The 15,641-nt window shown below is 68.8% G+C and carries 12 protein-coding genes; 8 read left to right on the top strand and 4 right to left on the bottom strand.

Going from position 1 to position 15,641, the window contains the following annotated elements:
* Window positions 1-67 precede the first annotated feature (67 nt).
* The 8 genes from G401_RS55315 to G401_RS0136555 all read left to right on the top strand — a co-directional run bounded on the left by G401_RS55315 (window position 68) and on the right by G401_RS0136555 (window position 10,390).
* Window positions 68-1,246: a helix-turn-helix domain-containing protein gene (locus tag G401_RS55315; RefSeq protein ID WP_084558021.1), complete on the top strand. Its 1,179-nt coding sequence runs from the start codon at window positions 68-70 to the stop codon at window positions 1,244-1,246.
* A 5-nt stretch (window positions 1,247-1,251) separates the two neighbouring features.
* Window positions 1,252-1,974, top strand: a complete 723-nt coding sequence (locus G401_RS0136585; RefSeq protein ID WP_027346392.1) for a creatininase family protein — start codon at window positions 1,252-1,254, stop codon at window positions 1,972-1,974.
* A gap of 383 nt (window positions 1,975-2,357) precedes the next feature.
* Window positions 2,358-3,626: a methyltransferase, FxLD system gene (gene fxlM / locus G401_RS0136580; RefSeq protein WP_245602035.1), complete on the top strand. Its 1,269-nt coding sequence runs from the start codon at window positions 2,358-2,360 to the stop codon at window positions 3,624-3,626.
* Between the two features lie 56 nt (window positions 3,627-3,682).
* Window positions 3,683-3,964, top strand: a complete 282-nt coding sequence (locus G401_RS58070) for an FxLD family lanthipeptide (protein WP_084558019.1) — start codon at window positions 3,683-3,685, stop codon at window positions 3,962-3,964.
* 108 nt (window positions 3,965-4,072) lie between these two features.
* Entirely contained in the window at window positions 4,073-7,153 is a 3,081-nt protein-coding gene (locus tag G401_RS0136570; RefSeq protein WP_027346389.1) for a lantibiotic dehydratase, read from the top strand.
* Window positions 7,150-8,325: a lanthionine synthetase C family protein gene (locus G401_RS0136565; protein ID WP_051367751.1), complete on the top strand. Its 1,176-nt coding sequence runs from the start codon at window positions 7,150-7,152 to the stop codon at window positions 8,323-8,325. Before G401_RS0136570 ends, G401_RS0136565 begins: the two co-directional genes overlap by 4 nt.
* Window positions 8,307-9,263 carry a thiopeptide-type bacteriocin biosynthesis protein gene (locus G401_RS0136560; RefSeq protein ID WP_027346387.1) on the top strand — a complete coding sequence of 319 codons (957 nt, stop codon included), beginning with the start codon at window positions 8,307-8,309 and terminating at the stop codon, window positions 9,261-9,263. Before G401_RS0136565 ends, G401_RS0136560 begins: the two co-directional genes overlap by 19 nt.
* 2 nt (window positions 9,264-9,265) lie before the next feature.
* Window positions 9,266-10,390, top strand: coding sequence for a hypothetical protein (locus tag G401_RS0136555; RefSeq protein WP_027346386.1), 1,125 nt, complete (start codon window positions 9,266-9,268; stop codon window positions 10,388-10,390).
* Window positions 10,391-10,541: 151 nt separating this feature from the next.
* Here G401_RS0136555 and G401_RS50935 read toward each other — a convergent pair whose 3' ends face one another.
* The 4 genes from G401_RS50935 to G401_RS50930 form a co-directional block, all read right to left on the bottom strand.
* Window positions 10,542-10,940, bottom strand: coding sequence for a hypothetical protein (locus G401_RS50935; protein WP_027346385.1), 399 nt, complete (start codon window positions 10,938-10,940; stop codon window positions 10,542-10,544).
* Window positions 10,941-11,001: 61 nt separating this feature from the next.
* A complete protein-coding gene (locus G401_RS0136545) occupies window positions 11,002-11,226 on the bottom strand; it encodes a hypothetical protein (RefSeq protein WP_027346384.1) in 225 nt (74 codons plus the stop codon).
* A gap of 124 nt (window positions 11,227-11,350) precedes the next feature.
* Window positions 11,351-14,677, bottom strand: coding sequence for an error-prone DNA polymerase (locus G401_RS0136540; protein ID WP_027346383.1), 3,327 nt, complete (start codon window positions 14,675-14,677; stop codon window positions 11,351-11,353).
* Between the two features lie 9 nt (window positions 14,678-14,686).
* The gene (locus tag G401_RS50930) at window positions 14,687-15,505 is read right to left on the bottom strand and encodes a hypothetical protein (protein WP_157546729.1); all 819 of its coding nucleotides are present in this window, start codon (window positions 15,503-15,505) and stop codon (window positions 14,687-14,689) included.
* Between the last annotated feature and the right edge of the window lie 136 nt (window positions 15,506-15,641).

Raw genomic sequence — 15,641 nt, 5'->3', positions numbered from 1 at the left:
GCGCGGCGGAGCCTCATAGGGCTATCATTTGCCTCGATATGAACCAGGAGCCGAAGGATGGTGCGTCATGCCACAGGCACCAGCGTCGCTCGATCCCACGCTCTCCGCCCAGCATCGGTTCGGAGCCGCCCTGCGAGATCTTCGCGCAGATCGCGGCCTGTCCCTCGCACAGCTAGCGCCGGAACTTCCAGCCTCGCCAGATGCACTTGCCAAATACGAACGGGCTGACCGGCGCCCGACTCGACGGATCGCCGAGACTCTCGATCGGGTCCTAGCTGCCGACGGACGCTTGATCGAACTGTGGGACGAAGCCGATGTCGAACGCCGGGCCGCCCGGCGGCCTCAGGTTGCCAACCCGCAGCTCGTCCAGCATTGGAACGACCTCCTGAGCGTGTTGGCTTCTTCCCGCAACGCCGCAGGCGGTCATGACCTAATGCGAATCGTTTCCACAGAAGTCAACGTCATCTCCCACTATGGCGGTAAGACGTCGGGGCGAGTCCACCTTGACTTCCTGCGGTCCCAATCACGCTGGCTGGAGTTCGGAAGCTGGATCGCTGACAACACCAACGAGTCGGCGGTCGCGGCCGCTTGGCTTCAGAAGGCGGGGCGGCTGGCCGCGAAGGCATCTGACGCGACATTCGGCGCATACGTTGTGATGCGTCGCGCACAACGTGCGGCTGAGGCTGGTCAGCCAAGAGTGTCGTTGAACCTGGTTAATACCACCGAACAGTCCAAGCTACCGCCAAGAGTACGGGCACTGCTCCTCATCAGAGCGGCCCAGGCCCGCGCTGCTATCGGTGAACGACCGACAGCTCTAGGACACCTCCGAGCCGCTGCCTCGCTAATCGACGAAGCGGGCGCCTCGGATCCTACGGATCGCGCAGTCGCCGCGCATTGCACACCGGAGTACATCCGGGCTCACGAGGCGCAATGTCTGCTCTCCTTGGGCGAAGCCGTCGCGGCGGCCGCCATCTTCGAGGATGTCCTTCGGACGTGGCCCTCGCCCCAGCGATTGGACGAAGGGCTGTTTCGGGCGAACCTCAGCATCGCGTACTTGAATTCCGGGCGTCCGGAGCAAGCCATCGCTCAGGGGCGCATCGCACTCGACCTCGCCGACCAGACTCAGTCGCGTCGCACTGAGCGGGTGATAGGGCCTCTCATCTCCGACCAGCGTCTACTCAGCGTCACTGGATACGAACAGCTCCGAGCCCGGTGGAACGCAGCCGAGGGCCGCGAGGCAAGCTGAGGCGCATGGACATCATCACCGTGGCGGCATCGTCCGACGTCACCGCAGCAAAGCCCGATGTTGCCATCCTGCCGATCGGCAGCTTCGAGCAGCATGGCGATCACCTGCCGTTGAGCACCGACACGCTGGTGGCCTGCTCCATTTCATCGGCAATAGCCGCCCGCTACAGCGGCGTCCTACTTCTGCCGCCGATCACGATCGCATGCTCTCACGAACACGCCGGGTGGCCTGGAACCGTCAGCATCAGTGCAACCACACTCCACAACATGATCATGGACATCTTCAGCTCGCTGCGGAGCTCAGGAATCGAGCGGCTAGCCATCGTCAACGGGCACGGCGGCAACTACGTTCTGAGCAACGTCGTGCAAGAGCTTACGATCAGCGGGCCCTGCGCGGCCCTCTACCCGGGACGGGACGACTGGTCCGCATCACGAGTTGCCGCCGGGCTCTCGACCGACGCCCACGATGACATGCACGCCGGCGAAATCGAAACCTCACTGCTACTTCATATCGATCCACAGCTGGTGCGGCCGTCGTATACCACCGCAGATCACGACGGACTTGACCGACGCGCCCTCCTGTTGACCCATGGCATGAAGGCATACACCAAGAGCGGAGTCATCGGCCAGCCATCCCTCGCCACCGCCGAAAAGGGACGGCTCGTCCTAGAAAGCCTTGCTCGATCATTTGCCCCTTACCTGGGCGCACTCCGCCACTCGACCTCCTGAGCACCCGAAGTAGCCAGGGCACTTTCTGGTCGATGAATACAGTAAGGGTTGTATTCATCAGGGCATAGATAATGATCATGCTTCCGGGCGAAATTGAGGTAGAAGTCGGGCACTGGCCCGAGAGCCTTCTCCAGGAGAGTGCATGCGTGATGCGGGGATTGCCGCGCTACCTACCCGTGCCGGAATGAATAGCGTCGACCGATGAAGCAAAGTCAGGCGGCAACGCAGGGCGCGGTCGCCACGCAACCACCTCCGCAGTACTCCCGTTGGCGTATTACCTGATCAACTCCCGCCATGGCGGCAGCGAAAGTCACTTGCGCCTACTCCTCGAAACAAGGCAGCTCAGGTCGAGAGATCGCGAGTCGTTAGTCCTACGTCAGACCATGAAGCATCGAGACAGGAGCGCAGAGTTGATGTACGCGGCTGAAGTCACCGACCACGCCAGGCGAGGAGAGTCGGCCCGGGATGAGTTGGTTGCGCGCCTGGTCGCCGAAGGAATGATCGTCTCGCCCGAGGTGGAGGCGGCGTTTCGGACGGTCCCTCGGCATGCTTTCGTTCCCGCTGGTACGCCGCTGGATGTGGTGTATGCCGTTGACCGGTCGGTGATCACCAAGACTGATGAGCATGGGGCGCATCTCTCGTCGGTGAGTGCAACCTACATTCAGGCGCGGATGATCGAGCAGGCCAAGGTCAGGCCGGGCATGCGCGTGTTGGAGATCGGGTCGGGCGGTTACAACGCGGCACTGTTGGCCGAGGTGGTCGGTCCGGACGGGGACGTCGTCAGCGTCGATATCGACGCGGACATCACCGATCGAGCGGCGGAGCTGCTGGAGGCGGCTGGTTACGGCGGCCGGGTCCGGGTGGTGCAGGCCGACGCGGCGCGCGGTGTGCCCGATGCGGGCGTATTCGACGCGATCATCGTGACGGTCGGGATGTGGGACATCCCGCCCGCGCTGCTCGATCACCTCAGCCCGGCCGGAGTGATCGTGGTGCCACTGCGTATGAACGGCGTAACCCGCACGATCGCTTTCCGCCGCGACGGCGACCACCTGGTCAGTACGTCGACGGAGCTCGCTGGGTTCGTACCGGTCCAGGGTGACGACGCCCGGCCGGAGCGGATCTTCCGGCTGCCCGATGCCCGGGGGCACGCGGTGAGTCTTCGGTTCGATGTCGGCGTACCGGACGACGTGCACGCCTTGGATGGTGTGCTGGGCACCGAACGCTCGGAAGCCTGGTCGGGGGTGTTCGTCGGCGGCAGCGAGCCGTTCGCCGACCTGCATCTGTGGATGGCCGGCTTCCTCCCGGGTTTCTGCCTGCTCGCGACGGACGAAGGCACCGAGTTGAAGGCCGAGTCGAACTGGCTGCCGTTCGCAGTGGTCTACGCAGATTCGTTCGCGTACTTCGCGCTACGCCGGATCGGCGAGGAGTCGCGCTACGAACTCGGCGCCAGAGCGTACGGCCGGCACGGACGCGACGCTGCCGCAGCGATGACCGGCCAGATGCAGGCATGGGATCAGTACGCCCGAGGCGGGCTGGCTCCGACGTTTGCGTACTGGCCGAACGACGGCGGGCCCGGCGACCTTTCTGGCGTCGTGGCCGAGCTGGAGAAGACGCATGGCCTGCTCACGATCTCCTGGCCCTCGGCGGCGTAGCCGGCGGGCTGGGCGTACCACCCTTCGTTTCATCCAACGCGAGGAGCGTGACGACGATGCCTGTGCTGGAACACCCCGGCCGCGCAGACGCCTCCACCACACCCGAGAGCCACGCCGACCGGAGCCCGCTGTCGAACTGGGCGCTGGCGTACCCGGTGTATGACCCCACGGCGGGCCTCGGCCCCGCCGCACCCGACAACGACGATCTGTTCGCGCTCGACATGCGAGTCGTCGAGTCGACCACGCCGCTGGTCGTCATGATGTGCAGCACCAGCGACGGCTGCGGAAGTAGCTGTAGCACTAGTGCCTGCGCGACCAAGTCCAGCGACCCGACCTGACCCGTCTCGATCGACCCGTATCCGGCTCCGGTCGGTCTGTGACGATGCTGTCGGCGTCCCGGTGAGGGCGCCGACAGCGCGTTCATCGCTGTTGAGGAGGCGCTCGTCGTGTCCGTACCGCCCGTCTTCCGGCACACCGGCATCGTCATGCTGCGCGCCTCGACCGACCCCGGCGACCTGGACGTGCCGTGCGGCATGGATCTGGCCGACGACGCCGCGGTCCGGGCCGAGGGCTTGGCGTGGCTCGCGAAGACCTGGGCCCGCGACGATGTTCGCGACTCCATCACCCTGGCCAGCTCGACCCTGGCCGCTTCGGTCGACCGGCTTCTTGCCAGGTCCGCTGCAACGGTTAAGGACCTCCGCCGGGCGGTGACCTCCGTCGCCGGCTATCTGCTGCGATGGCAGGGCCGAGCCACACCGTTCGGGGTGTTCGCCGGCGTCGCCCTGGCCTCGGTCGGTCCGACCGAAGTCACGATCGGGCGGCGCCATCGCACGATCGCCCGCGCCGACAGCGAGTGGCTGGCGGCGATCATCGACCGGCTGGAGCGGCATCCGCAGCTACGCCGCCAGCTGATGGTCGTCGCGGACAACACCAGCGTCATACGCGACGGACGCGTCCACACGGCCCGCCGGGCGGACATCGACGCCGGAACAGCGGTGCCGCTGCGGGAAGCCTCGGTCCGCTACACCGCCCCGGTGGCGGCAGCGCTGACGCTGGCCACTGCTCCGATCCAGGTCGATGCGCTCGCCGCTCAACTGGCAGCCCGATTTCCCGCCGCCAGCGCGGAACAGATCGCCGGGGTGGTCGACACGCTGGTAGCCAACGGTTCGCTCATCACCAGCCTGCGCGCACCGGTGACCGACGTCGACGCACTGAGGCACGTGATCGACGCGGCCACCGCCGCCGGCGGCCGCCAGCTCGCCGACGTCGCGCCGCTCCTCGGCGAGCTGGACACCGTGCGCGACATTCTCGACGACCACAACACGCTGACCGAACCAGCCCAGGCGTACACGGTGCGCGCCTCGGCGGCCCGGCACATGCGCAGGATCTTCGCCGGGCGTACGCCGGTCCTGGCCGTCGACACCCGCCTCGACGCTACGGCCCGCATCCCGGAGCACGTGCTGACGGAGGCAGTGCGGGCCGCGGACGTGCTGTTGCGGCTGTCGACGAAACCATTCGGGTCCACTGCATGGCAGGACTACCGGTCTCGGTTCCGGGCCACCTACGGCCAGGGCGCGCTGGTGCCGGTCCGCGAGCTGGTGGCCGACTCCGGACTCGGACTTCCGACCGGGTACCTCGGCGCGCCCCGCGCCCACCCGAGCTGGCGAGCGATCACCGAACGCGACGCGGTCTTTCTGGCCCTGGTACAGCGGGCCGCGCTGGATGAGCTGGACGAGATCGCGCTGACCGACGACGACGTCACCGCGCTGACCGTAGGCGACCCCGCGGATGTGATCGCACCGCCGCGCATCGAGATCGGCGTGAGCGTGTACGCCGCGTCGTCGGCGGCGCTGGACCGCAGGGACTTCCAGCTTCAGCTGGCCGCCTCGCCGCCGTTGCCGACCAGCATGGCCGGGCGCTTCGCGTACCTGTTCGACGACGCCGACCGCGCCCGTCTGGTCGCCGCCTGCACAGCGCCAATGCAAGACAGTGCAGCGGTGGCGGTGCAGCTGTCGTTTCCGCCGCGGCGCCCCCACAACGAGAACGTCACCCGCACCGGCCGCCTACTGCCCGACATCGTGGCGCTCGCCGAACATCCGACCGGCGACCCGATGGGCCTCGACGATCTGGCCGTCACCGCCGACGCCGACCAGATGTACCTGGTTCAGATCTCCACCGGCCGCCGCGTCATCCCCCACATCCCGCATGCGCTGGACACCATGGTCCAGAGTCCGCCGCTGGCACGGTTCCTGGCCGAGGTCGCCGACGCCCGCACCGCGATCGTCGGCCCGCTCGACGTAGGTGCGGCCCGGACCCTGCCGTACCTACCCCGTGTGCGCTACGGCCGCACCGTTCTGTCCGCCGCCCGCTGGCTGCTGTCCGCTGCCGACTTGCCCGGCCCGGCGAGCTCCGGATGGGACGAGGCGCTTGCGGTGTGGCGACAGCGATGGCGGGCACCGCAACACGTGGTTCTGTGTCACGGCGAACTGCGTCAACCGCTGGATCTGACGCGCCGTCTGGATCGGGCCTTGTTGCGCAGCCGGCTCGCGAAGACCGATCGGGTGGAGTTACGCGAGGACGCCATGCCTACGGACCAAGGTTGGATCGGCCGTCCGGCGGAACTGCTGATCCCCATGGTCCCCGTGGCCCCGGCACCGCGGCCGCTGCCGCCGATCACACCGGCGGGCCGCCGCTACCTGCCCGGCGACTCCGATGTGGTGCACGCGCGGCTGGCCGGCAACCCGGCGCGGTTCGACGCCGTCATCGCCCACCTGCCCGCTCTCGTCGCGTCGCTCGGCCCGGCTGTCTCTCGGTGGTGGATTCGCCGCCGCCGCGATCTGGTGCGGTTGGACGCCGACCAGCACTTCACCGTGACGCTGCGGCTGTCCTCGCCCGAGCACTTTGCGACGGCGGCGGCCGGCCTGGCGGCGTTCGCCGACACCATGGCCAGGCGGGGCCTGCCCGGCGGGTTGACTCTGGTGCCGTACCACGACCAGCTCGGCCGCTACGGCCACGACGCGGCATTGACCGCCGCCGAAGAGGTCTTCGCCGCGGACACCGCATGCGTCATCGCCCAGATCGCCGCCGCCGACACCAGCGGCATCCCCGCACAGGCACTCGCTGCGGTGTCGATGCTCTGGATCGCCGCCGGCTTCGCGGCCGACCCGCCCGCCGGGTACGCGACCCTCGTGCGCCTTCTTCCGCAACAGACCGGGCCGCTGGACCGCGCCCTGCACGAGCACACCCTCCAACTGGCCGACAGCACCATCGGCCCAGCCGAGACCCGCTCATCGCCGCGGCCGGCCGGTACAGACAAGGTCCTCGACACGTGGCGGGACCGAAGCGTCGTCCTGCGCCGTTACTTCGACGCCGTGGCCGCGCAGCGCGACCCGGCCACGGTGCTCCCGACGCTGCTGCGTGACCACCACATCCGGGCGTTGGGAATCGATCCGGGTTTCGAGCAGACCACCGACCGGCTCGTGCGGGCCGCCGCGCTGCGCTGCCTGGCCCGATCGGTACTGCGATGAGTACGCCCACGGCCGCGCCTGTGGCCTTCGATGGTCCCGACGCCCTGCGTCAATCTCTGGCCAGTGGAGCCCCCGGGATCGCGCTCGCGTCCCTCGAACGGGCCTGCGCCGATCCTGCCGCGCGACTGCTGGCGCACCAGCACATTCAGGCCGCCGTCAGCGGGCCGATCGACGGCGGCCCCCACACCGGCTTGTTCTACGGCGCGCCGGCCCTGGCGTTCCTTCTGCACTGTGCCGCAACGTTCGACGAGCGTTACCGGCCCGCCGCCGCCCGCCTTGACCCGCACGTGCTACGCATCGCCCAGACCAAGCTCACCGACGCGGCCGCACGCACACGGTCCGGCGACCCCGCACCGCTGCACGAGTTCGACCTGTTCTACGGGCTGACCGGCATCGGCGCCCTCATGCTGCGACGCCTGCCCGGCAGCGACGCCTTCGCCGACGTACTGCGCTACCTCGTCGCGTTGACCCGTCCGGGCGTCCGCGACGACGTACCACGGCCCGGCTGGTGGACGGCCGAGAACCCGGACCCGACGATGCCGACCCCCGGCGGGCACGCGAACCTGGGCATGGCCCATGGTGCGGCCGGAATCCTGGCCCTGCTGGCCCTCGCGATGCGCCACGGCCACGTCGTCGACGACCACGCCGAGGCCATCGAACGGCTCACCGACTGGTTCGCCCGGTGGCGCCAAGAGACCCCGGACGGCCGCACCTGGTGGCCGCAATGGCTTACCGCCGAAGAGCTGCACACCGGTCGCGTCGATCAGACGCCCGGCCGGGCGTCGTGGTGCTACGGCACCCCCGGCATCGCCCGCGCTCTGCACCTCGCCGCGACCGCCACCGGCAACCCGACCCGCAGCGCCGATGCGGAAACGGTTCTCCTGCAATGCCTTACCCGCTACGACGTCGACTGGCCCACCGACGCTGGTCTGTGCCATGGCCTTGCCGGCGTCTACCAGACCGTCTACCGCGCAGCCGAGGACGCCCCCCGCAGCGCGCTGGCCGGGCGACTGCCTGCGCTGGCCGCCGGCCTGCACACGACTGCCGCAGCCGGGCCGGCCGTCGCCGAACCCGGACTGTTGAACGGTTCCGCCGGAATCCTCCTCGCCGCTGAGACCGCCACCAACGGGTACGTCCATAGTGGATGGGATGTATGTCTGCTGATCGTCTGACCCCCACGTCACTCGCGGCCGCCGTCCAGCAGATACTCGCCGGTGCGGTCCTGACGACCGTCGCTGCGGCGACCCGGGTGGACGCGGCCGAGCTGACCGACGCCGCCGACGCCTATCACTCCGCCGGACTCGCAGCGCTGCACCACCGCGCCGAGGGCCAGTGGTATGACGTACGCGTCCAATTCTCCGACTGGCACCGGGCCGAACACCTTGCGGCCGACCGCCTGGGGCCAACGCTCGACCAGCTCCAGCACGACGGTGCGATCAGCGGCTGGTGGTTCCTGCGCAAATACCCGTGCTGGCGCCTGCGTTTCGCCGACCCCGACATCGAGGCCGTGAATCGCGCTCTGGACGAATTCACCGCGACCGACGCAAGCTCGCGGTGGTGGCCGACGATCTACGAACCGGAAACCTACGCGTTCGGCGGCCCGGCCGCGATACAGGCGGTCCACGGTCTGTTCTGCGCCGACAGCCGCGGCGTCCTGCAACACCTGCGCCAACCGGCGCCCACCTACGGCCGGCGGGAACTGTCGCTGCTGCTGATCGGCGCCTTCCTCGACGCCGCCGAACTGGACCACTTCGAGCGCGGCGACGTGTTCGCCCAAGTCGCCGCGATGCGCCCCGCTCCAGCGATCGATCCACCGCGTCTGGACGTCCTCATCGGCAACGTACGCGGCCTGCTCGCCGTCGGCAGCGACCCCGACAACTCGCTGTTCGGCCCCGACGGTACAGCACCCGGTGCCGCACCCTGGCACCGCGCGTACGCAGACACCGGACGCGAACTCGCCGCGGCTGCCCACGCCGGACAACTCCACCGCGGGCTAAGGCGCATCGCCAGCCACATCGTGATCTTCCACTGGAACCGGCTCGGCCTGCCCGCGACGACCCAGGCCGCTCTCGCCCACGCGGCACGTGAAGCAATCCTCCCCCGGAGCTGACCATGGACCCCACCACCATCGCGGCCGCCGTACGTCGATTCCCGCTCACCGGCCGGCCACGACCAGCGTGTCCTTCCCTGGCCGAACGCGTCACGGACGTGGCGGCGATCGCCGCCCAGGCCGCCGCAGGCCCAGAAGACATGATGGCCAAGGCAGCCCACGCGCTGAACCTGGCCGCGCTGATCGCCAGCGACTGCGGCATGCCGGATCTGGCCCGGCGATGGTGCTGGCGGCACATCAACGTCTACCGACGCCTCGACGCCCTCACCATCCTGCACGCAAGCTACCTGCTCGAACCCGTCCTCAACCTCGCCCGGCTCCAGATCCGAGCCGGCGATGGCCAGCCCACCCTGGACCTGCTGCGCGCCATGTACCAGGCCGTCACCGCCAACCATGACCTCACCGTTGACGGACAACGGCTGCCGATGGCCAACCTGACCGGCCCGCAGGACGAACTCCGACGACTGCACCAATGGGCCTGGATGCAATACGTCACCGAAGGAATCCGTATCCACACGCTGGCCGGGCGATGGCCCGAAGCAGTACGCCACGCCAGCAGCCTCCGCGGCATCGGGCTGCACCTCATGGAAGGCCGCCAGGCGGACATCGTCGCCCACCTACTCGACGACGACCCCGACCAAGCCCGCACGGTCCTGCACGGCAGCACCATCACGGAAGCATGGGAGCAGCAAGTGGCCTCGTGCCTGGCTGCGATGTGCTCCCAACCATCGGCCCGCGTCTCGACGCTCGACGCCATGATCGACCGGTTTCGGGCACCGTATGAGTCCATCGAGGGGTACGCCGTCTACCGCATCCGTTGGGGACTCACCACCGTCACCCTCGCCGCAGCGAGTCACCCGGCCACCGCGCAAGACCTCCTGTACCAAGTAGCAACCGAGGCCCTGGACGCCGCGGACGGCTACGCGGCCCGCGAAGTCTACGGCTATCGCACAACCCTTCAGCTGGACCCGGTGCAACAGGCAGCATTGGATGCCATCGTGAAACGGGCAGCGCTCGGCGAAGGATCGTTACTCGGCGACGCTTCGTCTGTGCTGACCGACGCTGTAGCGATCGCAGAACTTGCACTTGCTGCCGCGGTTGGACTGGCGGAGCAGAACGGACAATGAACTGGCCAACCCTGCGGCGGAATGGTGACTTGACGAACCTCGTGTCCTCGGCACTCCACACGGCAACCGCGGTCGTTTGCCAGTGGGAGCAGATCGGAAGGCAGCGCCTACTGCCACCTTCGACGCGGCTACCGAGTTATGGGCATGCTCTCTATCGCGTGCTGGTTCCCAGGTCGGGGCGTCGGTCGGCGCGTACCTTGCCGGTCATCTTCCGGATGGTGCCTCTGTCCGCGCCGGACGCTTTGCTGGCTGCGACGTCGGAGATGCCAGTACGCCGCTGCTCCATGATCACGACTTGCTGGAGTGCGGCGTACGCGCGCTGCTCGGCGCGCTTGGCCAGGTTGCGGGCATGCCCGGCCGACTCCAGGGTGGTCTCCCCAAGGATGTACTGGACGGCGGCCGACAGCGCTGCTTCGGCCAGATCCGCGTCGTCGACATCGGGGAACCGCTGCGCGACGATTCTCGCCTCGCGCTGTAGCGCCGTGATCTGCGCTCTGGTCAGTTCGTCGAGAGCCGGGCCGAGCCACGCTTCCAGCTCGCTCCTTCGCACGCTGCTCCTCCCTCGCCTCACGCAATCAGTCCACCGAGGACAGTGAGCCAACCAGACTCCTTCAGGCCAGTTCACGATCGTGTTCGGCCACGATCCGCCAATACTCCTCCTCGCTGACGGCCAGCTCGAAGCCACGGGTGTTGAGCAGTTCGTTGCCGTCGGCGTCGGTGTCGACCGCCCACTGGTACGCCTTCGCGAAGATGCCATCGACGTCGAAGTCGCCCTCGTCCAACGACGGCAGGATCTCCTGCTCGATGACTTCCTGCCGAGTGCTGAACCGCGCCATGACCACCCCTCCTCGCCGGTCGTGTACAACGATGCTGTTGACATGCCAACACATACCCTGTTGGCGCGTCAACAGCAACAGGAGCTTGCATCGCGCCGAACCGGTCCACACCGGATGGTCGACGTCAACGGAAGTCACGGCTGGCGGGGCTGGTCACGATAGCCAGCGGTTCGACCTTGTCCGCGACGAGGTTCAGTACGCCGGAGGCGGATTCCAGACTGCCGCGGATGACCAGGCTGTTGTGCCGGGTGAGGACCCGGCGGTAGCGGGCGTACATGCCGGGTGAGCAGACGACATTGAGCATGCCGGTCTCGTCTTCGAGGTTGAGGAAGGTGACGCCGCCGGCGGTGCCGGGTCGCTGGCGGTGCGTGACCAGGCCGCCGACGAGGATGCGGGTCGCGTGCGGGACCGAGCGGAGCCGGTCGACGGGCAGGGCTCCGGCGGCGTCGAGGCGGTGGCGGACGAGGCGGATCGGGTGGCTGTCGGGTGAGAGTCCGGTGGCCCACACGTCGGCGATGAGCTTGTCGGCGTCGTCCATGCCAGGCAGAGTCGGTGCGTCGACACCGGCGATGGTGCGTGGCAGCTTGTCGGGTGTGTCGAGAGCGGCAGCGCCCGCTCCCCAGAGCGCGGCCCGCCGGTCCAGGCCGAACGCCGCGAACGCGTCGGCGGTGGCGAGGGCTTCCAGGTGCGCTCGGGTCAGCCGGGCACGTCGGGCGAGGTCGGCCATGTCGGTGTAGGGACCGCTGATGTCGCGCTGGTCGACGATCCGCTGCGCGGTGTCTTCGCCCAGCGCCCGGATCTGGTCCAGGCCGAGACGCACGATCGGCCCGCCCAAGCCCCACCGTGACGGTGGCTCGCCGGCCGCGGAGCCCCACCGGGTACGCGCGTCATGTTCGAGGGTGGCTTTAACCCCGCTGGCGTTGATGTCGGGCCGGCGTACCTCGACGCCGTGGCGGCGGGCGTCGTCGACGAGGGACTGTGGTGAGTAGAAGCCCATCGGCTGCGCGCCGAGGAGCGCGGCCAGGAACGCGGCCGGGTGGTAGCGCTTGAGCCACGCTGAGGCGTACACGAGGAACGCGAAGGAGATGGCGTGTGACTCGGGGAAACCGTAGGAGGAGAACGCTTCGAGTTTGAGGTAGATGTCGTCGGCGACGTCGTCGGCGATGCCGTTGGCGGCCATCCCCGCATACAGCCGGTCTTTGATCTTCGCCATCTTCTCGATCGAGCGTTTGGAGCCCATCGCGCGGCGCAGCTGGTCGGCGTCGGCCGGGCTGAACCCGGCGACGTCGATCGCCAGTTGCATCATCTGCTCCTGAAACAGCGGCACGCCAAGGGTTTTCTCCAGGGCGTTGCGCATCAGCGGGTGGCCGTAGACGGGTTGCTCCAGGCCGCTGCGGCGGCGGATGTAGGGGTGCACGGAGCCGCCCTGGATCGGGCCGGGCCGGATCAGCGCGACCTCCACCACCAGGTCGTAGAACTCGCGGGGTTTCAGCCGCGGCAGCGTCGACATCTGGGCGCGGGACTCGACCTGGAACACCCCGACGCTGTCGGCGCGGCAGAGCATGTCGTAGACCTCGGGGTCGTCGCAGTGCAACTCGCCGAGGTCGAGGTCGTCGCCGAGGAACTCGTAGGCGTACCGCAGCGCGGACAGCATGCCGAGGCCGAGCAGGTCGAACTTGACCAGGCCGGCGGCGGCGCAGTCGTCCTTGTCCCATTGCAGGACGCTGCGGCCGGGCATGCGGGCCCACTCGACCGGGCAGACCTCGGTGACCGGCCGGTCGCAGATGACCATGCCGCCGGAGTGAATCCCGAGGTGGCGCGGGGCGCCCAGCAGGTCGGTCGCGTACGCGACGACCTGCGCCGGGATCCCGTCGGCCTGCTGGGCGTCGATGCTGTGCCACCGGTCCAGGCCCTTACTCCACGCGTCTTGCTGGCCCGGTGAGTACCCGAACGCGCGGGCGACATCACGGATCGCCGACCGGGGCCGGTAGGAGATCACGTTGGCGACCTGCGCGGTGTGCCGGCGGCCGTACTTCGTATAGACGTGCTGGATGACTTCCTCGCGCCGGTCAGACTCGATGTCGACGTCGATGTCCGGTGGCCCGTCGCGTTCCGGGGCGAGGAACCGCTCGAACAGCAGCCGGTGATACAGCGGGTCGGCGTTGGTGATCCGCAGCGCATAGCAGACCACGCTGTTGGCGGCTGAGCCCCGCCCTTGGCAGTAGATCCGATGGCTGCGGCAGAACTGGACGATGTCGTAGACGACCAGGAAGTAGCCGGGAAAGTTCAACTCGGCGATGATCTTCAACTCGCGGTCGATCTGCGCATACGCCTCCGGATGCGCCGACGGCGGCCCGTACCGTTCCGCGGCGCCCTCGTACGCGAGACGGCGCAGCCACGAATTCTCGTCATGGCCCGGCGGGACGTCATACGGAGGCAGGTCCGGGGCGATGAGTTTCAGGTCGAAAGCACACCGGGCCGCGAGTTCGACCGAGTACGCGACCGCGGACGGGTAATCGGCCATCCGCGCGGCCATCTCCTCACCGGAGCGCAGATACGCGGCGGCGGTATGCGACCACGGCTCCATCTCGTCCACATTGGATGTCGCGCGGACGGCGGCTATCACCTGCGCCAGCCGGCGGCGGCCGGGCCGGTCGAAATGGACCGCGTTGGTGGCCAGGACGGGCAGCCCGGCCGCGTCGGCGAGATCGGCGAGGCGATCGTTGCGGCGTACGTCTCCAGGGTTGGCGTGATCGGTCAGCTCGACCGCGACATGATCACGGCCAAACATGTCGACCAGCTCTGCCAGCGCTCGGCCCGCCGCGTCGGCGCCGCCTGTACGCAGCGCTTGGCGCACCGACCCCTTGCGGCAGCCGGTCAACGCCACCACGTTGCCGCGCAGCCGGTCGGCGTACGCGGGCAGATCGTAGGCCGGGCGGCCCTTCTCGCCGCCGGCCAGGTGGGCGTCACCGAGCATCCCGGCCAGGGCGTGGTAGCCGTCTTGACCCTCAGCGAGCAGCAGCAGATGCCCGCCGGGCGGGTCGGGCATCCCGGTACGCCCGCCGCCGTCGAGGGACAGCTCCACCCCGAACACCGTCGCCAGGTCGTGCTCGCGGGCGGCTTCGGCGAACCGGACGACGCCGTAGAACCCGTCGTGGTCGGTGATCGCCAATGCGGACAGGCCGAGCCGGACCGCTTCCTGCACCAGGGCTTCGGGATCCGATGCGCCGTCCAGGAACGAGAAGTTGCTGTGCGCGTGCAGTTCGGCGTACGGGACGACGGTGGCCGGGCGTTCGATCGGCGGCGCCTCATACACGGGCCGGTGGCGGGAGAACCCGGGCGCGTCGCCGCCGTCGAACTCAGCGAGGGGGTCAACGACGGTTCCGATCCCGGCCAGCCGCTCGTGGAGCTTGCTCCACGGCAGGTCGGCCGCACCCTCCCACTTACTCATCGTCCCAGCTCATCGAACTAGTGTACGAAGATCGTCTGCCGGGTCAAGAGGAAGATCAGCCGCGTCGGCGAGCCGCAATGCCGGCCGCGGTCGCGCCGCCATGGTGGCGGCCGGGCATTCGCCGACCGGTACGGACTCGGGCAGGTGCACGGTCTCAGTCCGCGGCCGTGCCGCCGCGCCCCGGCCGCGCACGGTCACGTCGAGGTCGAAGCAGCACGGCAACCGGCGCCGGGCCGGCATATGCCACCGCCGCCCGGCCGGCTCCAAGACGAGGTCGGCACCCGGCCACGAGCCGCCGAACGGCAGCAGCACGCAGCCGCTCTTGCGGGCGCGGGCCGACAAGGCGCGCAGCGTACGCTCCGCCGCTCCCACCGGAGCGGCGACGACGACCAGCGCCAGCCCATCGCACAGGGCCGCGACGACGTCGGCCCACAGCACGCCCGGATTCGGGACCAGCGCCAAGCGCTCTAGATCCGCGCCCGCCTCGGCGACCGCTTCCAGCCCCAGTTGTGGCACGCCGACCACCCCAACCCATTTCCCCGCGCTGGTTGCCTGGCCGAGCACGGCGACCAGCAGCGACGTCGCCCCCTGCCCGGCGCCGATCGCGACCGTCGCCCCCGCTGGCAAACCACCGGGCAGCAACCGACCGACGCGTTCGGAGACAGCGACCGTCTCCCGGACGGTCTCGTCGACCGCCAGGCCGACCGGTTGACGCAGATCCGCTGTCACGCCACGCTGGGCGGCGCGCTCACGCACCACCGACAGCGCCCGTGCGACATCGCCGGGTCCGGAGATCCGGGCATCGTCACGAGCGGGCAACGCCGACAATGCACCCACCTCCCATGGCAGTCTTCGCGGTACCGCGGGGAAGCGACGCACGATTCGTACGTGTGTTCTGATGCTAGCAGGTACGCCGTCGGCCGAGTGCGAGATCGGCGATCTGCGACTTTCGGCCGTAGTTGGC

The organism is Hamadaea tsunoensis DSM 44101 (assembly GCF_000428945.1).
Classification (GTDB): domain Bacteria; phylum Actinomycetota; class Actinomycetes; order Mycobacteriales; family Micromonosporaceae; genus Hamadaea; species Hamadaea tsunoensis.
The sequence above is the reverse complement of the archived record's forward strand: the minus strand, read 5'-3'. Positions and strand labels throughout refer to the sequence as shown.